Below are 19,222 nucleotides of genomic sequence, written 5' to 3'. Positions count from 1 at the left end.
TTTGGAATGCTGTCCGCCTTCAGCGTGGAACCGCGTCCGGCTTCACGCTGGAACATTGGTTATAACCGATACCCGCCCGGGTTGTGGGTGCCGTGCGCGACTTCCTACAATCGGTGCATTCCCCCGCTGACGCCGTCCCGTCGGGCGGCCTCGTTTCTCATTCCGTCAGAGGGCCTACCATGGTTCCCCACCTCGTCACCGCGCTGACCGGCCCCATCAACGAGCTGGAGCAGCGCATCCTCGAATCTACCCCGGTCATCGAGCGCTGGTTTCGGCTGGAGTGGATGGAGCACACGCCGCCGTTCTACACCTCGGTGGACATCCGCAATGCCGGCTTCAAGCTCGCGCCGGTGGACACCAATCTGTTCCCCGGCGGGTGGAACAACCTCACGCCCGAGATGGTGCCCCTTGCGGTGCAGGCCGCGATGGCCGCGATCGAGAAGATCTGCCCCGAGGCGAAAAACCTGCTGCTCATTCCCGAGAACCACACGCGCAACCTGTTCTATCTGATGAACGTGGCGCAGTTGCAGCGCATCTTCTATTCGGCCGGGCTCAATGTGCGACTGGGCTCGCTCAACCCCGAGATCCAGGCCCCCACCACCATCGACCTGCCCAACGGCGAGCAGGTCACGCTCGAGCCCCTGATTCGCGCAGGGCGCCGCCTCGGGCTCAAGCATTTCGATCCGTGCACCATCCTGCTCAACAACGACCTCTCCGCGGGTGTGCCGGGCATCCTGGAAGATCTGCACGAGCAGTACCTGCTGCCCCCGCTGCACGCGGGCTGGCATGTGCGGCGCAAGAGCAACCACTTCCGCGCCTACGAGGAGGTGGCCAAGCGCTTTGGCAAGCTGCTGGGCATGGACCCGTGGCTCATCAACCCCATGTTCGCCCGCTGCGGGCAGGTCAACTTTGCCGAGGGGACCGGCTTCGAGTGCTTGCAGGGCAACGTCGATGCGCTGCTGGCCAAGATCCGCCGCAAGTACAAGGAGTACGGCATCCAGGAGCGGCCGTTCGTCGTCGTCAAGGCCGACAACGGCACCTACGGCATGGGCGTGATGATGGTGCGCGACGCCGCCGAGCTGGCCAACCTCAACCGCCGCACCAAAAACAAAATGAACGTCATCAAGGACGGCCAACAGGTCAGCGACGTCATCATCCAGGAAGGCGTCATGACGCACGAGCGCATCCACGACACCGTGGCCGAGCCGGTGGTCTACATGATGGACCGCTATGTGGTCGGGGGCTTCTACCGCGTGCACGCCGAGCGCGGCGCCGATGAGAACCTCAACGCCCCCGGGGCGAGCTTCGTGCCGCTGGCGTTCGAAAAGAGCGCCCTTCAGCCGCAGCCCGGCACCCGGCCGGGGGCGAGCGTGCCCAACCGCTTCTACATGTATGGCGTGGTCGCGCGGCTGGCCATGCTGGCCGCCGCTTACGAGCTGGAAGCCACCGACCCGGAGGCCGAGCTCTATGCCTGAGATCCCCACCGCAGCGGGTGGTCTGGGCCGCGTGCTGGTGGTGGCCGACCCGCTGCACACCTTCGCCACCTACAAGGACAGCACCTTTGCGATGATGCGCGAGCTGGCGCGCCGCGGCGTGCGCCTGGCCGCGTGCGAGCCGGCGCATCTGCACTGGCGCAGCGGCGAGCCGGTGACGGCGCTGGTGCGCGAGATCGAGCTGACCGGTGCGGCGAATGACTGGTTCCGCGCGGTGGCCCAGCGCCGTGCGGCGTTGCGCGAGTTCGATGCCGTGCTGATGCGCAAGGATCCGCCGTTCGATGCCGAGTATTTCTACGCCACGCACCTGCTGCAGCAGGCCGAGCGTGAGGGGGCACGCGTCTTCAACCGCCCGGCGGCGCTGCGCGACCACCCGGAAAAGCTGGCGTTGACGGAGTTTGCCGAGTGGGCGCCGCCGACGCTGGTGACGCGCTCGGCGGAGGCGATCCGCGCCTTTCACGCCGAGCACCGCGACATCATCCTCAAGCCGCTGGACGGCATGGGCGGGCGTGGCATCTTCCGCGTCGGCCCGGACGGGCTGAACCTGGGCGCCGTGATCGAGACGCTGACGCAGCACGGCCACACCACCATCATGGTGCAGCGCTTCCTGCCGGCCATCGCCCAGGGCGACAAACGTGTGCTGGTGATCGGCGGCGAGCCGGTGCCGTATGCGCTGGCGCGCATCCCGCAAGGCGGCGAGGTGCGCGGCAACCTGGCTGCCGGCGGGCGCGGCGTGGCGCAGCCGCTGTCCGCGGTCGACGAGGCCATCGCGCGCGCGCTCGGGCCGCGGCTGGCTGCGCGCGGGCTGCTGCTGGTGGGCCTGGACATCATCGGCGAGCACCTCACCGAGGTCAATGTCACCAGCCCGACCTGCTTTCAGGAGATCACGCAGCAGACGGGCTACGACGTGGCGGCGCGCTTCGTCGATGCGTTGCAGGTGGCGCGCGCCGCCGCCCCGCACCCATGAAGGGCTTGTTCGCCCGGCTGGCGTTCTGGGGGCTGGCCGGGGCGGTCACGGTGTTGTCGCTGACACCCGTAGAGCATCTGCCGCCGCAAGCCCTGGATGGGTGGGACAAGGCCCAGCATGGGTTGGGCTTTGCCCTTCTGACCGTGGCGGCATGGCGGGCCTATCCGGCGCAGGCGTGGTGTGCGCGTGGGGTAGCCCTGCTGCTGTACGGTGCGGCCATCGAACTGGCGCAGTCGGCCAGTGGCTGGCGCCAGGGCGATGTGGCCGACTGGGTCGCGGATGCGGTGGGCGTGGCGCTGGGGTGGGTCGTGGTGGTGGCGCTGCGCCGCATCAGTGCGCCGTGGCGCGCGAAAACAAATTGAGTACCAGCACGCCCGCGACGATCAGCCCCATGCCGATCCACCCCGCCAGATCGATCCGCTGGCCGTACAGGACGAAGGCCGCCACCGTGATCAGCACGATGCCCAGCCCCGACCACACCGCGTAGGTGATGCCCACCGGAATGTGGCGCAGCACCAGCGACAGGCAGTAGAACGAAACGACGTAACCCACGACGACGACCAGCGACGGCACCAGCCGCGTGAAGCCATCGCTGGCCTTGAGCGCGCTCGTGCCGACCACCTCCGCGGCGATGGCCAGCGCCAGCAGCAGCCAAGGGTTCATCGCGTTGCGCTCCATGGGGTCACAGCTTTTCGGTTTCGCCCGCCTTGGGCTGCCAGGTGAGCAGCCGCCGCTCGATGCGGCCGACCAGTCCGTCCAGCACCAGCGCGAAGACCGTCAGCACCAGGATGCCGGCCATGACGGTGTTGATGTCGAAGGTGCCCTCGGCCTGCAGGATCAGGTAGCCCACGCCCTGGCTGGAGCCCAAATATTCACCCACCACCGCGCCGACGAAGGCCAGCCCCACGCTGGTGTGCAGCGAGCTGAACACCCAGCTCGTGGCGCTGGGCAGGTAGACGTGGCGCAGCAGCTGCTTGGGCTCGGCGCCCAGCATGCGCGCATTGGCCAGGATGACCGGGCTGACCTCCCGTACACCTTGGTAGACGTTGAAGAACACGATGAAAAACACCAGGGTCACGCCCAAGGCGACCTTGGAGCCGATGCCCAGGCCAAACCACACGGCAAAAATCGGCGCCAGGATGATGCGCGGCATGGAGTTGAGCGCCTTGATGTAGGGCTCCAGGATGGCCGAGGCCATGGGCGACAGCGCCAGCCACAGCCCGGCCGCCAGCCCCGTCACCGAGCCGATGCCAAAGGCTAGCAGCGTCTCGGCCAACGTCACGCCCAGGTGGCGGTAGATGTCGGCATCGGTCACGAACCACGCCCAAATGCGCTCCAGTACCTTCAGCGGCTCGCCAAAAAAGAATGCGGCCTGTCGGTCGTTGTCGAACAGAAAGGGCGGGATCAGGCCCGGCTGCGTCAGCACGTGCCACAGCAGGAACAGCGCGACCAGCAAGCCCAGTTGCCACAGCCGCAGGTTGCTCGGTCGGGGTTTGATCAGTTGCCACATAGCGGGGGGGGCGGGGGCACTCAGGCAGCGCGGCGCAGTTGTTGTTGGTAGCCCTTGAGCACCTCCTCGCGCAACACGCCCCAGATGGCGGCGTGCAGCTCCAGGAAGCGCGGGGTCATCTTCACTTCGGCGACGTCGCGCGGGCGCGGGATGTCGATGGCGAACTCGCCGATCGGGCGCGAGGCCGGCCCGGCGCTCATCACCACCACGCGGTCGCTCATCGCGATGGCCTCGTCCAGGTCGTGCGTGATGAACAGCACCGCCTTGCGTTTGGCCTGCCACAGCGCCAGCACCTCGTTTTCCATCAACTGCCGGGTCTGGATGTCCAGTGCCGAGAACGGCTCGTCCATCAGGATGATGTCGGGGTCGAGCACCAGCACCTGCGCGAGGCCGGCGCGCTTGCGCATGCCGCCGCTCATTTGGTGCGGATAGCGATCGCCAAAGGCCCCCAGGCCCACGCGGCACAGCCAGTCCTCGGCCTGCGCGCGCGCCTCGGCCGGTGGCACGCCGCGGAATTCCAGCCCCGCCATCACATTGCCCAGCGCCGTGCGCCACGGCATCAGGCTCTCGGCCTGGAACATGTAGCCCGCGCGCGCATTCAGGCCTGTCAGGGGCTGGCCAAAAATGCGCACCGTGCCCCGGCTGGGGGCCAGCAACCCCGCGGCGACGTTGAGCAGCGTGCTCTTGCCGCAGCCAGTGGGGCCGACCACGCTGACGAACTCCCCGGCGCCCACCGTCAGCGAGACGTGCTCGACCGCCGTGTAGCGCTGGCCCGGGGCGTCCTTGCTGATGAAGGTGCAGGCGATGTCCTGCAGATCGATCGCCGGCGTCGTCACCGTCAGCCTTTCGGATACTTTGCGTTGGCCTTTTGCACGAAGGCGTTGGTGTAGACGGCGTTCAGGTCCAGCTTGGCCGCGGCCAGCTTGTCGTCCACGCTGCCCAGTGCGCGGAAGGCGGTTTCCGCTCCCTTCGCCGGGATCGCCCCATCCGGCGACAGCGCGGGCTTGGACGCCAGAAAGCCGTCGATGTACACCGCGCGGTCGCCCAGCAGATAGCTTTCGGGCACCACCTTGATGATGTCGCCCGGTCCGGCCTGCTGAATCCACTTGTTGGCGCGCACCATGGCATTGGTCAGGGCCTGCACCGTGTTGGGGTGCTTGTCCACGAACGCAACCGGCGCATACAGGCAGCCCGCCGGCATCGGGCCGCCAAAGACGCGCTCGGCCTCGGCCGGCTTGCGCGTGTCGACGATGATGCGCAGATCGCCCGAGCGCTGCAGCAGGGTGATGACCGGGTCGAGGTTGCTAAGGGCGTCGATTTGGCCCGAGCGCATGGCGGCCACGGCACCGTTGCTTGCCCCCACGCCGATGACGCTGACGTCGCTGGGCTTGAGCCCCGCCTTGGCCAGCACGAAGTTGAGCATGATGTTGGTGGAACTGCCCGGGGCCGTCACGCCGATCTTCTTGCCCTTGAGGTCGGCGATCGATTGGAAGTTGGGCAGGGTCTTGGGGTTGACGCCCAGCACGATTTGTGGCGCCAACCCCTGCAGCACGAAGGCGCGCATCGGCTGGCCCTTGAACTGCATGTTGACCGTATGCTCGAACGCGCCGGAGACTACGTCGGCGCTGCCACCCACCACGGCCTGCAGCGCACGCGCGCCGCCCGCGAAATCCACGATGCTGACGTCCAGCCCCTCGGCCTTGAAATAGCCCAGCTCTTCCGCGATGGTCAGCGGCAGGTAGTAGAACAGGTTCTTGCCACCGACGGCGATGGTGACCTTGGTCTTTTCCAGGGCCTGGGCGCGCACCCAGGGGGCGGCGGTGGTGGCGGTCAGGGCCGCGGCGGCGGCCAGCCATTGGCGTCGTTGCATCGTGCGTCTCCTCGTCGTATCGATGGTCATGGTCACCGGACACTGTAGCGCAAAAGCGCCCGGCCTCGCGGGCCGGTCGGGGCCACGGGGCCGGTGGCTCAACCGGCCCGCAGGGCGGTTAGCGCGCCCAGCACCGCCAGCGCCAAAACGTTGAGCGCCAGGCCCGCGCGCGCCATCGCGCCGGCGCCGACAACACCCGCGCCGTAGACGATGGCGTTGGGCGGTGTGGCCACCGGTAGCATGAAGGCGCACGAGGCCGCCAGCGCCACCGACGCGGCCATCGCCGCCGCCGGCAGGCCCAGCTCGGCGCTGAGTGTCAGCACGATCGGCAACAGTAGGGCGGCGCTGGCGGTGTTGCTGACCAGTTCGGTCAGAAAGATCACGAACGCGATCAACGCCAGCCCGATCCACCACGGCGACCAGCCGTGCAGGTGCGCCAGCAGCGCCTGCACCAGCCAGGCGGTGGCGCCGGTGCGCGCCATCACCTCGCCCAGCGCCAGGCCGCCGCCGAACAGCAGCAGAACGCCCCACTGCGCGTGGCGCTCCAGTGCTTCGAAGCGCAGCGCGCCACTGCCCACCAGCGCCACGATGGCGGCCAGCGCCACCAGCGCGTCGGCATCGCCGGCGATGCCGAGCCGGCGCAGCAGCGGCGCGCCAACCACCCAGCCCAGCGCCGTCAGCGCAAAAATGACGGCCGTCAGCACGCGCGCCCGGGTCCAGACGAACGGTACCTCGGTGCCGGAGTCCGGCGCCGGTGCGATGACGGTGGGGCCGCCGTCCGCCGCAGAAGGGACGCCGCCGGGGGCGATCTCCGGGCGGTGAAACGCCGGGCGCAGCAGCAGCGCGAGCGCCAGCCCCATCAGCGGCCAAAGCAGCAGCGCGGCCGGCAGCCCGTAGGCCAGCCACGCCACGAAGTCCAGCCCCGCCTGCGCCGCCGCGATGGCGTTGGGCGGGCTGCCCACCAGCGTGACCATGCCGCCGATGCTGGCGCTGTAGGCCACGCCAAGCAGCACGAAGGCTGCGGTGCGCGTGGCGGCCGCGTCGCTGGGTGCGGTCGGGGCGGGCGGACGCGCCGCCCCGTCCCCGGGGCCGGTCGGGCCCGCGGGCCACCAGCCACCGCGCTGCAGCAAGCCGATGGCTAGCGGCAGCATCATGGCGGTGGTCGCGGTGTTGCTCAGCCACATGGACAGCAGGGCCGTGGTGCCCCACAGCCCTAGCACGGCGCGCCACGGGTGCCCGCCTGACAGGCGCAGCAACAGCCGCGCCAGCGCCCGGTCGATGCCATGCTGCGTCAGCGCCGTGGCCAGCGCAAAGCCGCCCAGAAACAAAAAGATCACCGGCTGCGCGAACGCCGCCAGCGCCTCGCGCAGCGGCAGCAGCCCCATGCCCACCGCCAGCAACGGCACCAGCAGCGCCGTCACACTCAGGTGCAGCGCCTGCGTCAGCCACAGCACGCCAATCGCCGCAAACAGGGCCAAACCGCCGCGCACCGCGGGCGCCGCCTCCAGCCCTGTCAGCAGCGCCGCCGCCGCTAGGGCTGCCAGGCCCAGGCCGATCAGGGTGCGTGTCATGCCCGCCATCCTAGCCACTTCTACAATGCCGGCATGGATTTCATCGAAATGTTGCTGCGCGCCGAGGCGCGCCACCGCTCACGCCTGTGCGTGGGGCTGGATCCGGACCCGGCGCGCCTGCCAGGCCGCTGGCGCGGCCGCGTGGAGCACCTGTACGACTTCTGCGCCGCCATCGTCGATGCCACCGCCGACCTCGTCTGCGCCTACAAACCGCAGATCGCCTACTTTGCCGCGCACGGGGCGGAGGCGCAGCTCGAGCGGCTGCTGGCGCACATCCGCGTGGCCGCGCCCGAGGTACCGATCATCCTGGACGCCAAGCGCGGCGACATCGGCAGCACCGCCGAGCAGTACGCCAAGGAGGCGTTCGAGCGCTACGGGGCGGATGCGGTGACGCTGTCGCCGTTCATGGGCTACGACTCGGTGGAGCCCTATTTGCGCTACCCGGGCAAGGGCGTGTTTCTGCTGTGCCGCACCAGCAACCCTGGCGGCGACGACCTGCAGGCGCGGCGCCTGGCCGACGTGCCGGGGCAGCCGCGCCTGTACGAGCACATCGCAGCGCTGGCGCAGGGGCCGTGGAACCGCCACGGCCAGATGGGGTTGGTGGTGGGGGCCACTTACCCGCAGGAGATCGAGCGCGTGCGCTCGATCGCGCCCACCGTGCCGCTGCTGATCCCGGGCGTCGGTGCGCAGGGGGGCGACGCCGCGACCACGGTGGGCGCCGGCTGGCGCGGCGACGCGCAGGGGCGCACCACGGGGCCGGTGATCGTCAACTCCTCGCGCGCCATCCTGTACGCCAGCGCTGGTGAGGACTTTGCCGCCGCCGCGCGCGCCGAGGCCGAGCGCACGCGCGCGGCGTTGTGGCTGGTGCCCTGAGCAGGGGCCGCCAAGACCGCCAAGGGTCAGCAGAGCACAAAACGGATGCGTGTGCCGGCCAGTACGATCACGTCCCCGTCGTGTAACGGTGCGCCGGTGGGGCCGATGGTTTGGCCATTGAGCGTCGCGGGGCGTTCTCCCGCTGCCTGGGTCAGCACATAGTCCGCGCCGGTGCGCGTCACCGTGGCCACCGCGACCCCCGGTTTGCCGATGGTGGTGGCCGCCTTGGTCAGCGCCACGGTTCGGCCGGCGGCCGGGCCATCCAACACTTCCAGCCTGGCTTGCCGCGCCGGCTGCGCCACGGTGGGGGGCGGGGCGGTTGTCGCCTCGGCCGTGACTGGGGTGGCGTCGTCGATCACCCGCAACTGGTAGCGCGCGATCTCGATCAGGTCGTCGGGGCCTACGTCGGCCGACACCACGGCGCGGCCGTTGACGTAGGTGCCGTTGGTGCTGTTGAGGTCGAGCACCTGCACGCGGCCGTCCGGCTGCAGTACGAATACGGCGTGCTCGCCGCTGACGGCCAGGTGTTCCATCACGATGTCGTTGTACGGGCGTCGCCCGACCGTGGTGCGGGGGCGGGTCAGGGGCAGGCGCTGGAGCTCGCGACCGTCCAGCGCGATGGTCAGCGTGGGCATGGAGCGCTCCCGGTCGCGCCATCGGGCGCGCAGTGGATCAGGGCGACGGTGAGGTTGTCGCGGCCGCCGGCGGCGTTGCCCGCGGCGATCAGGGCCGTTGCCACGTCGGCGCCCCGTCCGCAGCGGCACAGAAGGTGGGCGATCTCCGGCTCCGTCAGCATGTCGGTCAGGCCGTCCGAGCACAGCAGGTAGGTATCGCCCGCCGCCACCGTGTGCAGGGCGATGTCGGCGTCCACCCGCGGGGCGATGCCGATGCCCCGCGTGACCAGATTGCGGTAACCGGTGGCGCGGGCGTCTTGTGCGCGGATCAGGCCCGCGTCGATGTGCTCCTGCACCAGCGTGTGGTCTCGGGTCAGGGGCGCAAACTGCCCCTGGCGCAAGCGGTACAGGCGCGAGTCGCCCACATGCCCCACGACCAGGCGGTCACCCCGCACCAGCGCGGCGACCACCGTCGTGGCCATGCCGCGGTGCGCGGGGTGGCTCAGCGCATCCAGATAGACCGCGGCGTTGGCCCGTTCGATGGCTTGCGCCAGGGCTTGCCCGGGGTCCGTGTCCACGGTTTTGGGGTGTTGGCGCAGCGTGGCATGCACCACCTCGCAACACAGCCGGCTGGCCACCTCGCCGGCGTTGTAGCCGCCCATGCCATCGGCCAGCACGGCCAGTCCCAATTGGGCATCGACGAGCACGGCGTCTTCGTTGTTGAGACGCACCCGGCCGACATCCGTGGCACAGGCGAACTGGTATTGCATAGAGCGGTGCAGGGCGTGGGGCTAACGCAGTGTATCGCCCCGCGCACGCAAAAAAACGGCCCCGCCAAAGCGGGGCCGGGCCGTTCTGGTGGGGCGCAGGGGCGCCGCCGCTTGCGATCAGAGCAGGCTCTTGAGCAGCTTACCCATCTCGGAGGGGTTGCGCGTGACCTTGAAGCCGCACTCCTCCATGATGGCGAGCTTGGCCTCGGCCGTGTCGGCGCCGCCGCTGATCAGCGCGCCGGCGTGGCCCATGCGCTTGCCCGGGGGGGCGGTGACGCCGGCGATGAAGCCGACCACCGGCTTCTTCATGTGCTCCTTGCACCAGCGCGCGGCCTCGGCCTCGTCCGGGCCGCCGATCTCGCCGATCATGATGACGGCGTCGGTGTCCGGATCGTCGTTGAACATCTTCATGACGTCGATGTGCTTGAGGCCGTTGATCGGGTCGCCCCCGATGCCCACCGCGCTGGACTGGCCGAGCCCGAGCTCGGTTAGCTGCGCCACCGCCTCGTAGGTCAGCGTGCCAGAGCGCGACACCACGCCGATGCGGCCCTTGCGGTGGATGTGACCCGGCATGATGCCGATCTTGATCTCCTCGGGCGTGATCAGGCCCGGGCAGTTCGGCCCCAGCAGCAAGGTCTTCTTGCCGCCGGCGGCCTCCTTGGCCTTCATCTTGTTGCGCACCATCAGCATGTCGCGCACCGGGATGCCTTCGGTGATGCAGACCACCAGGTCCAGGTCGGCCTCTACCGCCTCCCAGATGGCGTCCGCCGCGCCGGCCGGCGGCACATAGATAACGCTGACCGTGGCGCCCGTCTCGGCCGCCGCCTCTTTGACGGAAGCATAGATGGGGATGTCAAAAATCATCTCACCGGCCTTCTTGGGGTTGACGCCGGCGACAAAGCAGTTTTTGCCGTTGGCGTACTCCTGGCACTTTTCGGTGTGGAACTGGCCCGTCTTGCCGGTGATGCCCTGGGTGATGACCTTGGTGTCTTTGTTGATCAGGATGGACATGATGCGCTTTCCTCTCGGCAGGGCCAATCAACGGCCGGCGACGGCGGCGACGACCTTCTGGGCGGCTTCGGCCATGGTGTCGGCGCTGATGATGGGCAGGCCCGACTCGGCCAGCATCTTCTTGCCCAGGTCCTCGTTGGTGCCCTTCATGCGCACGACCAGCGGCACGTTCAGGTTGACCGCCTTACACGCGGTGATCACGCCGGTGGCGATCACGTCGCAGCGCATGATGCCGCCGAAGATGTTGACCAGAATGGCCTTGACGTTGGGGTTCTTGAGCATGATCTTGAACGCCTCGGTCACCTTCTCGGCCGTGGCGCCGCCGCCGACGTCCAGGAAGTTGGCCGGCTCGCCGCCGAACAGTTTGATGGTGTCCATCGTCGCCATCGCCAGCCCGGCGCCATTGACCAGACAGCCGATGTTGCCGTCCAGGCTGATGTAGGCCAAGTCGAACTTGGAGGCCTCGATTTCCGCCGGGTCTTCTTCGTCCAGGTCGCGCAGAGCGACAATTTCCGGGTGGCGGAACAGGGCGTTGGAGTCGAAGTTGAACTTGGCGTCCAGCGCAATCAGGTTGCCCTGGCTGTCGCGGTTGAGCGGGTTGATCTCCACCAGCGAAGCGTCGGTCTCCATGTAGCAGCGGTACAGGTTCTGCAGCAGCGTCACCGCCTGGTCCACCGTGTCGCCGGTCATGCCGATGCCCTCGGCCAGTTGGCGCGCCTGGGCATCGGTCAGGCCGATCAGCGGATCGACGAAGATCTTCACGATCTTGTCGGGCGTGTGCGCGGCGACTTCCTCAATGTCCATGCCGCCTTCGCTGGAGGCGATGATCGCCACCTTCTGCGTCGCGCGGTCGGTCACCACCGACACGTAGTACTCTTTATGGATGTCGGCGCCGTCTTCGATGTACAAGCGCCGCACCTTTTGGCCCTGCGGACCGGTTTGGTGCGTGACCAGCTGCATGCCCAGCATCTGGCCGGCCAGCTCGCACACCTGGTCGATACTCTTGGCCACCTTGACGCCGCCGCCCTTGCCGCGGCCGCCAGCGTGGATCTGGGCTTTGACCACCCAGACCGGCCCGCCCAGCTTCTGGGCCGCCTCGACTGCCTCCTGCACCGTGAAGGCCGCAATGCCGCGCGGCACCGGCACGCCGAACTGGCGCAAGATTTCCTTGCCTTGGTACTCGTGAATCTTCATGTGGTTCCTGTCTTAAGTGGCGTCTGACGGGAGGTCCGCCCGGCGGCAGGCGAGGGGTCGGCCAGACCGCTCGCGCCGCCGCGTGCACGAGTGCGCAGCGCCCCACCATGGAGCGCCACGGCTGGCGGGCCAGCGCGGGACAGCGCGAACTGTATCATGGTGCGTCGCACAAACCTTTTGCGAAGCTGACGGGCCGCACCGTCCCGTCGGGCTGGATTTTGGCTTTGTCAATGCGGGGTAACCCCCGTGGAGTATCGCGATGGCCCACATCTTTATCGACGGGGAAGCCGGCACGACCGGCCTGCAGATCCGTGAACGGCTGCAGGGGCTGGCCGGCCTCACGCTGCTGTCGATCGACCCCGAGCGCCGCAAGGACCCGCAGGCCAAGCGCGAGCGCATGGCGCAGGCGGATCTGGTCATCCTCTGCCTGCACGATGAGGCCGCGCGCGAGTCCGTGGCCATGATCGACGCCTTGCGGGCTCAGACCGGGCGCGCGCCGCGCATCATCGACGCCTCCACCGCGCACCGGGTGGCCCCAGGCTGGGCGTATGGCTTTGCCGAGCTGGCGCCAGGGCAGGCCGAGGTCATCCGCACGGCCGAGCGCGTGGCCAACCCCGGCTGCTACGCCACCGGGGCGATCGCGTTGATCCGCCCCCTCATCGACGCTGGCCTGTTGCCGCCGGATACCCCGCTGTGCCTGCCCAGCGTCAGCGGCTACAGTGGCGGCGGCCGCCCGATGATCGAGGCCTACGAGGCCGGCCGCGCGCCGGCCTTCGAGCTGTATGCGCTCGGGCTGGAGCACAAGCACCTGCCGGAAATCATGGTCTACACGGGTTTGCAGCGCCGGCCGATCTTCGTGCCGTCCGTCGGCAACTTTGCGCAGGGCATGCTGGTGCAACTGCCGCTGCACCTGGATCTGCTGCCGGGCCGCGTGCGCGCCGCCGACCTGCACGAAGCGCTAGCCGCGCACTACGCTGGTAGCGCTTGGGTGCGCGTGCTGCCGCCGACAGCCGACGGCCGGCTCGACGCCGTGGCGCTGGCGGGCCAGGACCACCTGGAGCTGCGTGTCTACGGTCACGACGGCCACCGCCATGCGCTGCTGGTGGCACGGCTGGACAACCTGGGCAAGGGTGCCAGCGGCGCCGCGGTGCAGAACCTGCGCCTGATGCTAGGGTTGTGACCGCCGCCGCGCTGCGGACGGCCGCCGGGGTCGGGTGTCCAGCGTTCCGTTGGGGGCGAGTGCCGGCCCTCAGCCGCTATCGACCAGCATGTCGCCGTCGCGCCGCGCGGCGCCACCGGCACACAGATCGTCGATCAGCGCCTGCAGCCAGGTGTCGAAAGACTGGCCACCGCCGTGGCTGGCATGCAGGCGTACCAGGTAGGGCACGCCGCGGGCCCAGTCCTGCACCGCGGCGAGGGACTGTCGCTGCCACTGCAGCAGCTTGAATTTCAGCAGCACCTTGAGCGCATGCCGGCGGTGGCGCGCCGGGTCGGCGAAAAAGGCCTGGAGGCGCTGGCGCGCCACGGCCAGCGCCGCCGCCACCGGCGCGGCCGGTCCGGCGCCGCGGTGGGTCGCGGCGCCGAATGGGCTGCCGTGGCCGGGGATGACGACGCACGGCGCCAGCCGCTCGATCAGATCCAGCGTCGCCGCCACGGCGTCGAAGCCAGGCTCCCCCTGCAGCTCCGGAAAGACGACCCCGAAGCCATGTTGCCACAGCGCATCGCCGCTGATCAGCGTGCGGCTGAGCGGATCGAACAGCATCACCGCGTCCGGGTCGTGGCCCGGCGCGGCGTGAATCTGCCACGCGCGGCCAGCCAGCGTCACCGTCGCACCCGGAATCAGCAGCGCATCGAAGGTGAAGCGCGCGCAGTCCTGCCCGGTGGCGCGGTAGCTCAGACGCTCCTCGTCCCAGGCACGCACCGCGTCGGCCGCGCCGGGCGGGATGGCAGTGCGCAGGCCGGGGTAGCGTGCCTGCAGCGCGGTGTTGCCGCCGCAGTGGTCGCTGTGCAGGTGGGTGTTCAGCAGCCGATCCAGCGGCCGTCCGCCGAGCGCCCGTTCCACCAGCGCCAGCGTCTGCGCGGCGTGGGTGACGTAGCCGCTGTCGACTAGCGCTGTGCCTTGCGGCCCCTCGCACAGCACGTGGTTGGCCGACAGCCAGCCGCGCTCGAGCACGCGCACGCCGGCGGGCAGTGGTGGATGTCGTTCCTCGCTCACTTGTGCCGTAGCTCTCGGCGCAGGATCTTGCCGACGGCGCTCTTGGGCAACTCCTCGCGGAACTCGATGTACTTGGGCCGCTTGTAGCCGGTCAGGTTGTCGTGGCAGAAGCGCATCACCTGCTCCTCGGTCAGCGTGGGGTCGCTGCGCACGACGTAGAGCTTGACCGCCTCGCCGGAGTGTGGGTCCGGCACCCCCACCGCGGCGCACTCCAGCACGCCGGGGCAGGTGGACACGACGTTGTCGATCTCGGTCGGGTAGACGTTGAAGCCCGAGACGATGATCATGTCCTTCTTGCGGTCGACGATGCGGATGTAGCCGCGCTCGTCCATGATGCCGACGTCGCCGGTGCGCACGTAGCCGTCGGGGGTGAAGACTTTGGCCGTCTCCTCCGGCTTGTTGTAGTAGCCGGTCATGACGTTGGGGCCGCGGATGCAGATCTCGCCGACGCCGCCCGGCGGAAGGTCCTGGCCGTCGTCGTCCTTGATGGCGATCTCCACACTGGGCAGCGGCAGGCCGATGGTGCCGGTGAACTCCGTGTTGGTGACGGGATTGTTGGTGCCGATGGCGCAGGTCTCGCTCATGCCCCAGCCTTCGATCATAGCGCAGCCGGTGACCTTTTGCCACTGCCGTGCCGTGCCCTCGCTGGCCGCCATGCCACCGGCCTGCGACAGCACCAGCGAGGAAAAATCGAGCTGGCGGAAGCGCGCGTTGTTCAGCAGCCCGTTGAACAGCGTGTTGACGGCGGGCAGGACATTGAACGGCCGGCTCTTGAGCACCTCGACGAACTTGGGGATGTCGCGCGGATTAGGGATGAGGGTGGCGTGCGCGCCGTGGCGCATGACCAGCAGCATCAGTGTCAGCGCAAAGATGTGGTAGAGCGGCAGCGCCATGATGTGGTTGGCGTGTCGCGGGTCACCCACCTTACTGAGCGCGGGGGTAAACCACGCCTCGGCCTGCAGAATGGCGGCGATGACGTTGCCGTGCGTCAGCGCCGCGCCTTTGGACAGGCCGGTGGTGCCGCCGGTGTACTGCAGGAAGGCGATGCTGTCGCGGTTGACCGCCGCCGGTTTGAGGGCCTGCGACTGGCCGCTCTCCAGTGCCCGGCGGAAGGGTACGATGGTGCGCGTACCCCCGGGCCCCTGCAGCGGGAGTTTGAACGCCGGCACCAGCTTGGCCACATGCCGCACGAGGAAGGTCATCCAGCGCCCATACCACGGTCCCAGCAGGTCACCGAAGCTGGCCAGCACGACGTGGCGCAACGGGCTGCGGTCGATGACCTCCTCCAGCGTGTGGGCGAAGTTCTCCAGGATGACGATGGCCTCGGCGCCCGAGTCCTTGAGCTGGTGCTCCAGCTCGCGCGCGGTGTAGAGCGGATTGACGTTGACGCAGGTGTAGCCGGCGCGCAGCACCGCCGCCATGGTGATCAGAAACTGCGGCAGGTTGGGCAGCATGATCGCCACGCGCGCCCCCGTGGGCAACCCCAGCGACTGCAAGTGCGCACCCAGCGCGGCGCTGTAGCGGTCCAGTTGGCCGTAGCTCATCCAGCGGTCCATGCACACCGAAACCGGGTCCTGTGGATGCCGGCGAAAGGCCTGTTCCAGCAGGCTCACCAGCGAGTCGTACTGGGTCGGGTCGATATCGGCGGGCACGCCGGGAGGGTAGCTCGATAGCCAAATTCTTTGCATGGCGGCGTCGTGATCGTGAGAGCTGCCCATTGTGGCCGGTGCCCCGCGCCGCCCGGCTCAGGGGATGCCCCTAGAAGCTGTCGCCGGCGGCACAGGTGCGGGGGTGCGCGGGCTGTCCCAGGGTGTAGGGATATTCGGGAAAACCCTAACCTTTTCGGGCGTTTCGCCGTATAGTATGGTCCATGGTCGTCTCCACTTCGCCGCTGCCCCAGGCTGTCGCGCTCCCGCGTGGCGAGCGCGTGCCCGTGCGCGATCTGCCGGCCGCCACCGCCCCCGGCCCGGTGCGGGTTCGGTGCCCGCGCGCGCCGATCCGCACCCTCGAAGCCCAGCACCGCGACGCCATTCTGCACCACCTGCTAACCTTGGGCGAGCGCGACCGCTACCTGCGCTTCGGCTACGCCGCGCAGGACGAGCACATCCGCCGCTATGTCGATGGCCTGCGGTTTGGTCTGGACGAGGTGTTTGGCATCTTCAACCGGCGGCTGGAGCTGATCGCCATGGCGCATTTGGCGTACATGGTGTCGTCCGAGCGCGGCAGCGACAGCGCCGAGTTTGGCGTCAGCGTCAGCGCCCATGCGCGTGGCCGCGGCTACGGCCATCAGCTGTTCGGCCGGGCGGTCGTGCATGCGCGCAACCACGGGGTGCGCTACTTGTACATCCATGCCCTGAGCGAAAACGCGCCCATGCTGCGTATCGCGCGCAGCGCCGGGGCCACGGTCGTTCAGCACGCGGGCGAGAGCGAGTGCCACCTGGAGCTGCCGCCGGCCGACTTCGAGTCACACGTCAGCGAGCTCATCGAGGAGGAGGTGGCCCGCACCGACTACTGGCTCAAGGCCTGCCGCCGCGGCTGGCGGCGCCTGATGCGCTGGCTGGCCGCGCGCGGCTGACGTTCGACGCCGGGACACGGCACGGGGAAACGCCAGTGTCATGGCCCTGTTGTATCCTAGAGCCCGTCGCAACCCCTGACCACACCCGTGGCCGATTCTTCCCACTCTCCGGGGCCGCACGCTGGCGTGCGGCATGAGGACAAGCGCAGTTTCTTGCAGCGGCTCGCCGAGTTTCTGCATCCGGGGCCGGACTCCAAGGACGAGCTCATCGAGACGCTGGCCGAGGCCGAGGACAACGACGTCATCGACGCCGAGTCGCGCGTGATGCTCGAGGGCGTCATCCGCATCGCCGACATGACCGCGGGCGATGTGATGGTAGCCGCCCCGCGCATGGACGTGCTCGACATCCACGCCCCCTACGGCGAGCTGCTCAACACCGTCATCGACACCGGGCATTCGCGCTTTCCGGTCTACGAGGGCGAGCGCGAAAACATCATCGGCATCCTGCTGGCCAAGGACCTGCTCAAGCTGCAGCGCGCGCCAGAGCTGAATCTGCGCGCCCTGCTGCGGCCGGCGGTGTTCGTGCCCGAGAGCAAGGGCCTGAATGACTTGTTGCGCGAGTTTCGCGGCAACCGCAACCACCTGGCCATCGTCATCGACGAATTCGGGCGCGTCGCCGGCCTCATCACCATCGAGGACGTGCTGGAGGAAATCGTCGGCGAGATCGAGGACGAGTTCGACGAGGACGAGGAAGAGGGCGACATCTTTGCGCTGGCCGACGGCACCTGGCGGGTGAGCGGCGACACGCCCATCGAGCGCGTCAACGAGTGGTTCCAGGTTGCGCTGCCGGAGTCGGACTTCGACACCATCGGCGGCTATGTGGCCCACGCCATGGGGCGGGTGCCCCGACGGGGCGAATCCCACCAGGCCGCGGGGTTGGTGTTCCAGGTGCAGCACGCGCGCGGCGGCGCGGTGCGCTGGTTCAAGGTCACGCGGCAGACGGCCGCATGAGGGGGCGGGTCGGCGCGGCGGTCGTGCTGGCCGGGCTGGCGCACGCGGCGGCGCTGGCGTGGCCCTTCGAGCTGGCGCTCGGAGCGTGGCTGCGCCCCGGCGAGCCGGTGGCCGGACTGCAGGGGGCGAGTCTGTTAGTGCTGGTTGCGCTGCTGGCCCGCGCGCAGACCGCTTTTGCCGCTGCGGTACGCGCGGGCGGCTTTGCCCTCGCGTGGCTGGCGGGCACCTTCTGGTGGCTGTTCGTCTCCATGCACGTCTACGGCGGGCTGGCCGCGCCGTTGGCGGTCGCGGCCGTGCTGGCGCTGGCGGCCTTTCTGGCGCTGGACTACGCGCTGGCCGCCGCCGTGTGGTGGCGCTGGGGTCACGCGGGCGTCGCGGCGCGGGTGGGGGCGTTTGCCGCACTGTGGACGCTGGCCGAGATGGCCCGCGGCGTGCTCTGGACGGGCTTCCCCTGGGGTGCCGGGGGGTACGCCCAGATCGAGGCGCTGGGCTGGCTGGCACCCTGGGTCGGTGTCTATGGCATGGGGGCGGCGTCGGCCGCGCTGGCCGCGGCGCTGGTACTGGGGGGGGCTGTGCTGCGCGCTGGAGCGGGCGTGCTGGCGCTGGCCCTGTGGGTGGTGCCCACCACCGGCCCCGGGCTGGTTGCGGCGCTGCCCGACGCCACCCAGGCCGCGGGCCCCCTGCCCGTGCGGTTGCTGCAGGGGGCCATCGCGCAAGACCAAAAATTCGACACCGAGGCGGGCGTCCCCCTGGCGCTGCGTTGGTACGGGCAGGCCATCGTCCACGCCAGCGCCGACCCCAAGCTGGCGGGCGGTCTGGTCGTCGCGCCCGAGACGGCCATTCCCCTGCTGCCGCAGGACATCGACGCCGATTACTGGCACGCGCTCGCGGGCGCCGTGCGCGCCGGCCGCGTGGCGGTGCTGCTGGGCGTGCCCTTGGGCAGTTTTACCGATGGCTACACCAATTCGGTCGTCGGCTGGCAGCCGGGCGAGCCCGCGACCGACGCGGGTCTCGACCCCTTTGCGGCGCTGAGCCGCTATCGCTACGACAAGCACCATTTGGTGCCGTTTGGCGAGTTCATCCCGCGCGGCTTTCGCTGGTTTACCGACCTGATGCACATCCCGCTGGGGGATTTCGACCGCGGCGCGCTGCCCCAGCCGCCGTTCGCGTGGGCCGGACAGCGCATCGCGCCCAACATTTGCTACGAGGACCTGTTCGGCGAGGAACTGGCTGCGGGTTTTCGCGGTCCGGCCTCGGCCCCCACCGTGCTGGTCAACGTCAGCAACATCGCGTGGTTTGGGGACACGGTGGCCATCGACCAGCACCGCCACATCTCGCGGCTGCGGGCGCTGGAGCTGGGTCGGCCCATGGTGCGCGCCACCAACACTGGCGCCACCGCCGTCATCGACCACCGCGGCCGCTTGGTGGCGGAGCTGCCGCGCGGGCAGCGCGGTGTGCTGGATGCGACCGTCGAGGCCCGCACCGGCATCACGCCCTATGCCGCTTGGGCCGCGCGATGGGGCCTGTGGCCGCTGGTGGCCGCCTGTGTGACGGTGCTGGCGCTGGGCTGGATGAGGCGGCCGCGCCGGGGCGCGCCGTAGAATCGAG

At 69.3% G+C, this 19,222-nt stretch carries 19 protein-coding genes; 8 read left to right on the top strand and 11 right to left on the bottom strand.

The genetic code is table 11. From position 1 onward, the window contains the following. Positions 1-179: 179 nt before the first annotated feature. The 3 genes from gshA to V7026_RS04325 are packed head-to-tail and all read left to right on the top strand — an operon-like array spanning position 180 to position 2,822. Complete coding sequence (gene gshA / locus V7026_RS04335; protein WP_334154059.1) at positions 180-1,475, top strand: glutamate--cysteine ligase; 1,296 nt, start codon at positions 180-182, stop codon at positions 1,473-1,475. Then, entirely contained in the window at positions 1,468-2,460 is a 993-nt protein-coding gene (gshB, locus tag V7026_RS04330) for a glutathione synthase (RefSeq protein WP_334154058.1), read from the top strand. The genes gshA and gshB overlap by 8 nt, the downstream gene beginning before the upstream one ends. Further along, the gene (locus tag V7026_RS04325) at positions 2,457-2,822 is read left to right on the top strand and encodes a VanZ family protein (RefSeq protein ID WP_334154057.1); all 366 of its coding nucleotides are present in this window, start codon (positions 2,457-2,459) and stop codon (positions 2,820-2,822) included. The genes gshB and V7026_RS04325 overlap by 4 nt, the downstream gene beginning before the upstream one ends. On the opposite strand, the gene V7026_RS04320 is transcribed toward V7026_RS04325, so the two are convergent. The 5 genes from V7026_RS04320 to V7026_RS04300 form a co-directional block, all read right to left on the bottom strand. Beyond that, positions 2,791-3,123 carry a DMT family transporter gene (locus V7026_RS04320; RefSeq protein ID WP_334154056.1) on the bottom strand — a complete coding sequence of 111 codons (333 nt, stop codon included), beginning with the start codon at positions 3,121-3,123 and terminating at the stop codon, positions 2,791-2,793. The two genes, V7026_RS04325 and V7026_RS04320, sit on opposite strands and share 32 nt — an antisense overlap. A 19-nt stretch (positions 3,124-3,142) precedes the next feature. Next, complete coding sequence (locus V7026_RS04315; RefSeq protein ID WP_334154055.1) at positions 3,143-3,970, bottom strand: ABC transporter permease; 828 nt, start codon at positions 3,968-3,970, stop codon at positions 3,143-3,145. A gap of 20 nt (positions 3,971-3,990) precedes the next feature. Further along, positions 3,991-4,806, bottom strand: coding sequence for an ABC transporter ATP-binding protein (locus tag V7026_RS04310; RefSeq protein WP_334154054.1), 816 nt, complete (start codon positions 4,804-4,806; stop codon positions 3,991-3,993). A 2-nt stretch (positions 4,807-4,808) separates the two neighbouring features. Beyond that, the gene (locus V7026_RS04305; RefSeq protein WP_334154053.1) at positions 4,809-5,840 is read right to left on the bottom strand and encodes an ABC transporter substrate-binding protein; all 1,032 of its coding nucleotides are present in this window, start codon (positions 5,838-5,840) and stop codon (positions 4,809-4,811) included. Positions 5,841-5,938: 98 nt separating this feature from the next. Next, entirely contained in the window at positions 5,939-7,411 is a 1,473-nt protein-coding gene (locus tag V7026_RS04300; protein WP_334154052.1) for an SLC13 family permease, read from the bottom strand. A gap of 33 nt (positions 7,412-7,444) precedes the next feature. Between V7026_RS04300 and pyrF the strand changes: the two genes are divergently transcribed. Further along, the gene (gene pyrF, locus V7026_RS04295; protein ID WP_334154051.1) at positions 7,445-8,284 is read left to right on the top strand and encodes an orotidine-5'-phosphate decarboxylase; all 840 of its coding nucleotides are present in this window, start codon (positions 7,445-7,447) and stop codon (positions 8,282-8,284) included. 26 nt (positions 8,285-8,310) lie between these two features. Here the strand turns inward: pyrF and V7026_RS04290 are convergent, their stop codons facing one another. The 4 genes from V7026_RS04290 to sucC all read right to left on the bottom strand — a co-directional run bounded on the left by V7026_RS04290 (position 8,311) and on the right by sucC (position 11,873). Beyond that, complete coding sequence (locus tag V7026_RS04290; protein WP_334154050.1) at positions 8,311-8,919, bottom strand: FHA domain-containing protein; 609 nt, start codon at positions 8,917-8,919, stop codon at positions 8,311-8,313. Beyond that, positions 8,907-9,668, bottom strand: coding sequence for a PP2C family protein-serine/threonine phosphatase (locus tag V7026_RS04285; RefSeq protein WP_334154049.1), 762 nt, complete (start codon positions 9,666-9,668; stop codon positions 8,907-8,909). Before V7026_RS04285 ends, V7026_RS04290 begins: the two co-directional genes overlap by 13 nt. A 117-nt stretch (positions 9,669-9,785) precedes the next feature. Continuing rightward, the gene (gene sucD, locus V7026_RS04280; protein WP_334154048.1) at positions 9,786-10,679 is read right to left on the bottom strand and encodes a succinate--CoA ligase subunit alpha; all 894 of its coding nucleotides are present in this window, start codon (positions 10,677-10,679) and stop codon (positions 9,786-9,788) included. Positions 10,680-10,706: 27 nt separating this feature from the next. Beyond that, positions 10,707-11,873, bottom strand: coding sequence for an ADP-forming succinate--CoA ligase subunit beta (gene sucC, locus V7026_RS04275; RefSeq protein WP_334154047.1), 1,167 nt, complete (start codon positions 11,871-11,873; stop codon positions 10,707-10,709). Positions 11,874-12,132: 259 nt separating this feature from the next. Here sucC and argC point away from each other — a divergent pair, with 259 nt between their 5' ends. Next, positions 12,133-13,053: an N-acetyl-gamma-glutamyl-phosphate reductase gene (gene argC / locus V7026_RS04270; protein WP_334154046.1), complete on the top strand. Its 921-nt coding sequence runs from the start codon at positions 12,133-12,135 to the stop codon at positions 13,051-13,053. Positions 13,054-13,122: 69 nt separating this feature from the next. Here the strand turns inward: argC and V7026_RS04265 are convergent, their stop codons facing one another. Continuing rightward, entirely contained in the window at positions 13,123-14,088 is a 966-nt protein-coding gene (locus tag V7026_RS04265; protein WP_334154045.1) for an MBL fold metallo-hydrolase, read from the bottom strand. Then, the gene (locus tag V7026_RS04260; protein WP_334154044.1) at positions 14,085-15,776 is read right to left on the bottom strand and encodes an AMP-binding protein; all 1,692 of its coding nucleotides are present in this window, start codon (positions 15,774-15,776) and stop codon (positions 14,085-14,087) included. The genes V7026_RS04265 and V7026_RS04260 overlap by 4 nt, the downstream gene beginning before the upstream one ends. Before the next feature lie 182 nt (positions 15,777-15,958). Here V7026_RS04260 and V7026_RS04255 point away from each other — a divergent pair, with 182 nt between their 5' ends. The 3 genes from V7026_RS04255 (at position 15,959) to lnt (ending at position 19,215) form a co-directional block, all read left to right on the top strand. After that, positions 15,959-16,663 (top strand): GNAT family N-acetyltransferase, encoded by a 705-nt coding sequence (locus V7026_RS04255; protein ID WP_334154043.1) that lies wholly within the window; start codon positions 15,959-15,961, stop codon positions 16,661-16,663. 87 nt (positions 16,664-16,750) lie between these two features. After that, entirely contained in the window at positions 16,751-17,614 is an 864-nt protein-coding gene (locus V7026_RS04250; protein ID WP_334154042.1) for an HlyC/CorC family transporter, read from the top strand. Beyond that, the gene (gene lnt, locus V7026_RS04245; RefSeq protein WP_334154041.1) at positions 17,611-19,215 is read left to right on the top strand and encodes an apolipoprotein N-acyltransferase; all 1,605 of its coding nucleotides are present in this window, start codon (positions 17,611-17,613) and stop codon (positions 19,213-19,215) included. Before V7026_RS04250 ends, lnt begins: the two co-directional genes overlap by 4 nt. The last annotated feature ends 7 nt before the right edge of the window (positions 19,216-19,222 follow it).

The sequence above is a fragment of the Tepidimonas sp. genome, assembly GCF_036825565.1.
Lineage (GTDB): Bacteria > Pseudomonadota > Gammaproteobacteria > Burkholderiales > Burkholderiaceae_C > Tepidimonas.
Note: the sequence above shows the minus strand (reverse complement) of the source record. Positions and strands in the feature narration are given on the sequence as shown.

Bases quoted from the DNA above. Each gene is read 5' to 3' on its own strand.
- V7026_RS04285 (WP_334154049.1), bottom strand. From the start codon at position 9,668: ATGCAATACCAGTTCGCCTGTGCCACGGATGTCGGCCGGGTGCGTCTC.
- sucD (WP_334154048.1), bottom strand. From the start codon at position 10,679: ATGTCCATCCTGATCAACAAAGACACCAAGGTCATCACCCAGGGCATC.
- V7026_RS04300 (WP_334154052.1), bottom strand. From the start codon at position 7,411: ATGACACGCACCCTGATCGGCCTGGGCCTGGCAGCCCTAGCGGCGGCG.
- sucC (WP_334154047.1), bottom strand. From the start codon at position 11,873: ATGAAGATTCACGAGTACCAAGGCAAGGAAATCTTGCGCCAGTTCGGC.
- V7026_RS04260 (WP_334154044.1), bottom strand. From the start codon at position 15,776: ATGCAAAGAATTTGGCTATCGAGCTACCCTCCCGGCGTGCCCGCCGAT.
- pyrF (WP_334154051.1), top strand. From the start codon at position 7,445: ATGGATTTCATCGAAATGTTGCTGCGCGCCGAGGCGCGCCACCGCTCA.
- lnt (WP_334154041.1), top strand. From the start codon at position 17,611: ATGAGGGGGCGGGTCGGCGCGGCGGTCGTGCTGGCCGGGCTGGCGCAC.
- argC (WP_334154046.1), top strand. From the start codon at position 12,133: ATGGCCCACATCTTTATCGACGGGGAAGCCGGCACGACCGGCCTGCAG.
- V7026_RS04320 (WP_334154056.1), bottom strand. From the start codon at position 3,123: ATGAACCCTTGGCTGCTGCTGGCGCTGGCCATCGCCGCGGAGGTGGTC.
- V7026_RS04325 (WP_334154057.1), top strand. From the start codon at position 2,457: ATGAAGGGCTTGTTCGCCCGGCTGGCGTTCTGGGGGCTGGCCGGGGCG.
- V7026_RS04315 (WP_334154055.1), bottom strand. From the start codon at position 3,970: ATGTGGCAACTGATCAAACCCCGACCGAGCAACCTGCGGCTGTGGCAA.
- gshA (WP_334154059.1), top strand. From the start codon at position 180: ATGGTTCCCCACCTCGTCACCGCGCTGACCGGCCCCATCAACGAGCTG.
- gshB (WP_334154058.1), top strand. From the start codon at position 1,468: ATGCCTGAGATCCCCACCGCAGCGGGTGGTCTGGGCCGCGTGCTGGTG.
- V7026_RS04255 (WP_334154043.1), top strand. From the start codon at position 15,959: ATGGTCGTCTCCACTTCGCCGCTGCCCCAGGCTGTCGCGCTCCCGCGT.
- V7026_RS04305 (WP_334154053.1), bottom strand. From the start codon at position 5,840: ATGCAACGACGCCAATGGCTGGCCGCCGCCGCGGCCCTGACCGCCACC.
- V7026_RS04290 (WP_334154050.1), bottom strand. From the start codon at position 8,919: ATGCCCACGCTGACCATCGCGCTGGACGGTCGCGAGCTCCAGCGCCTG.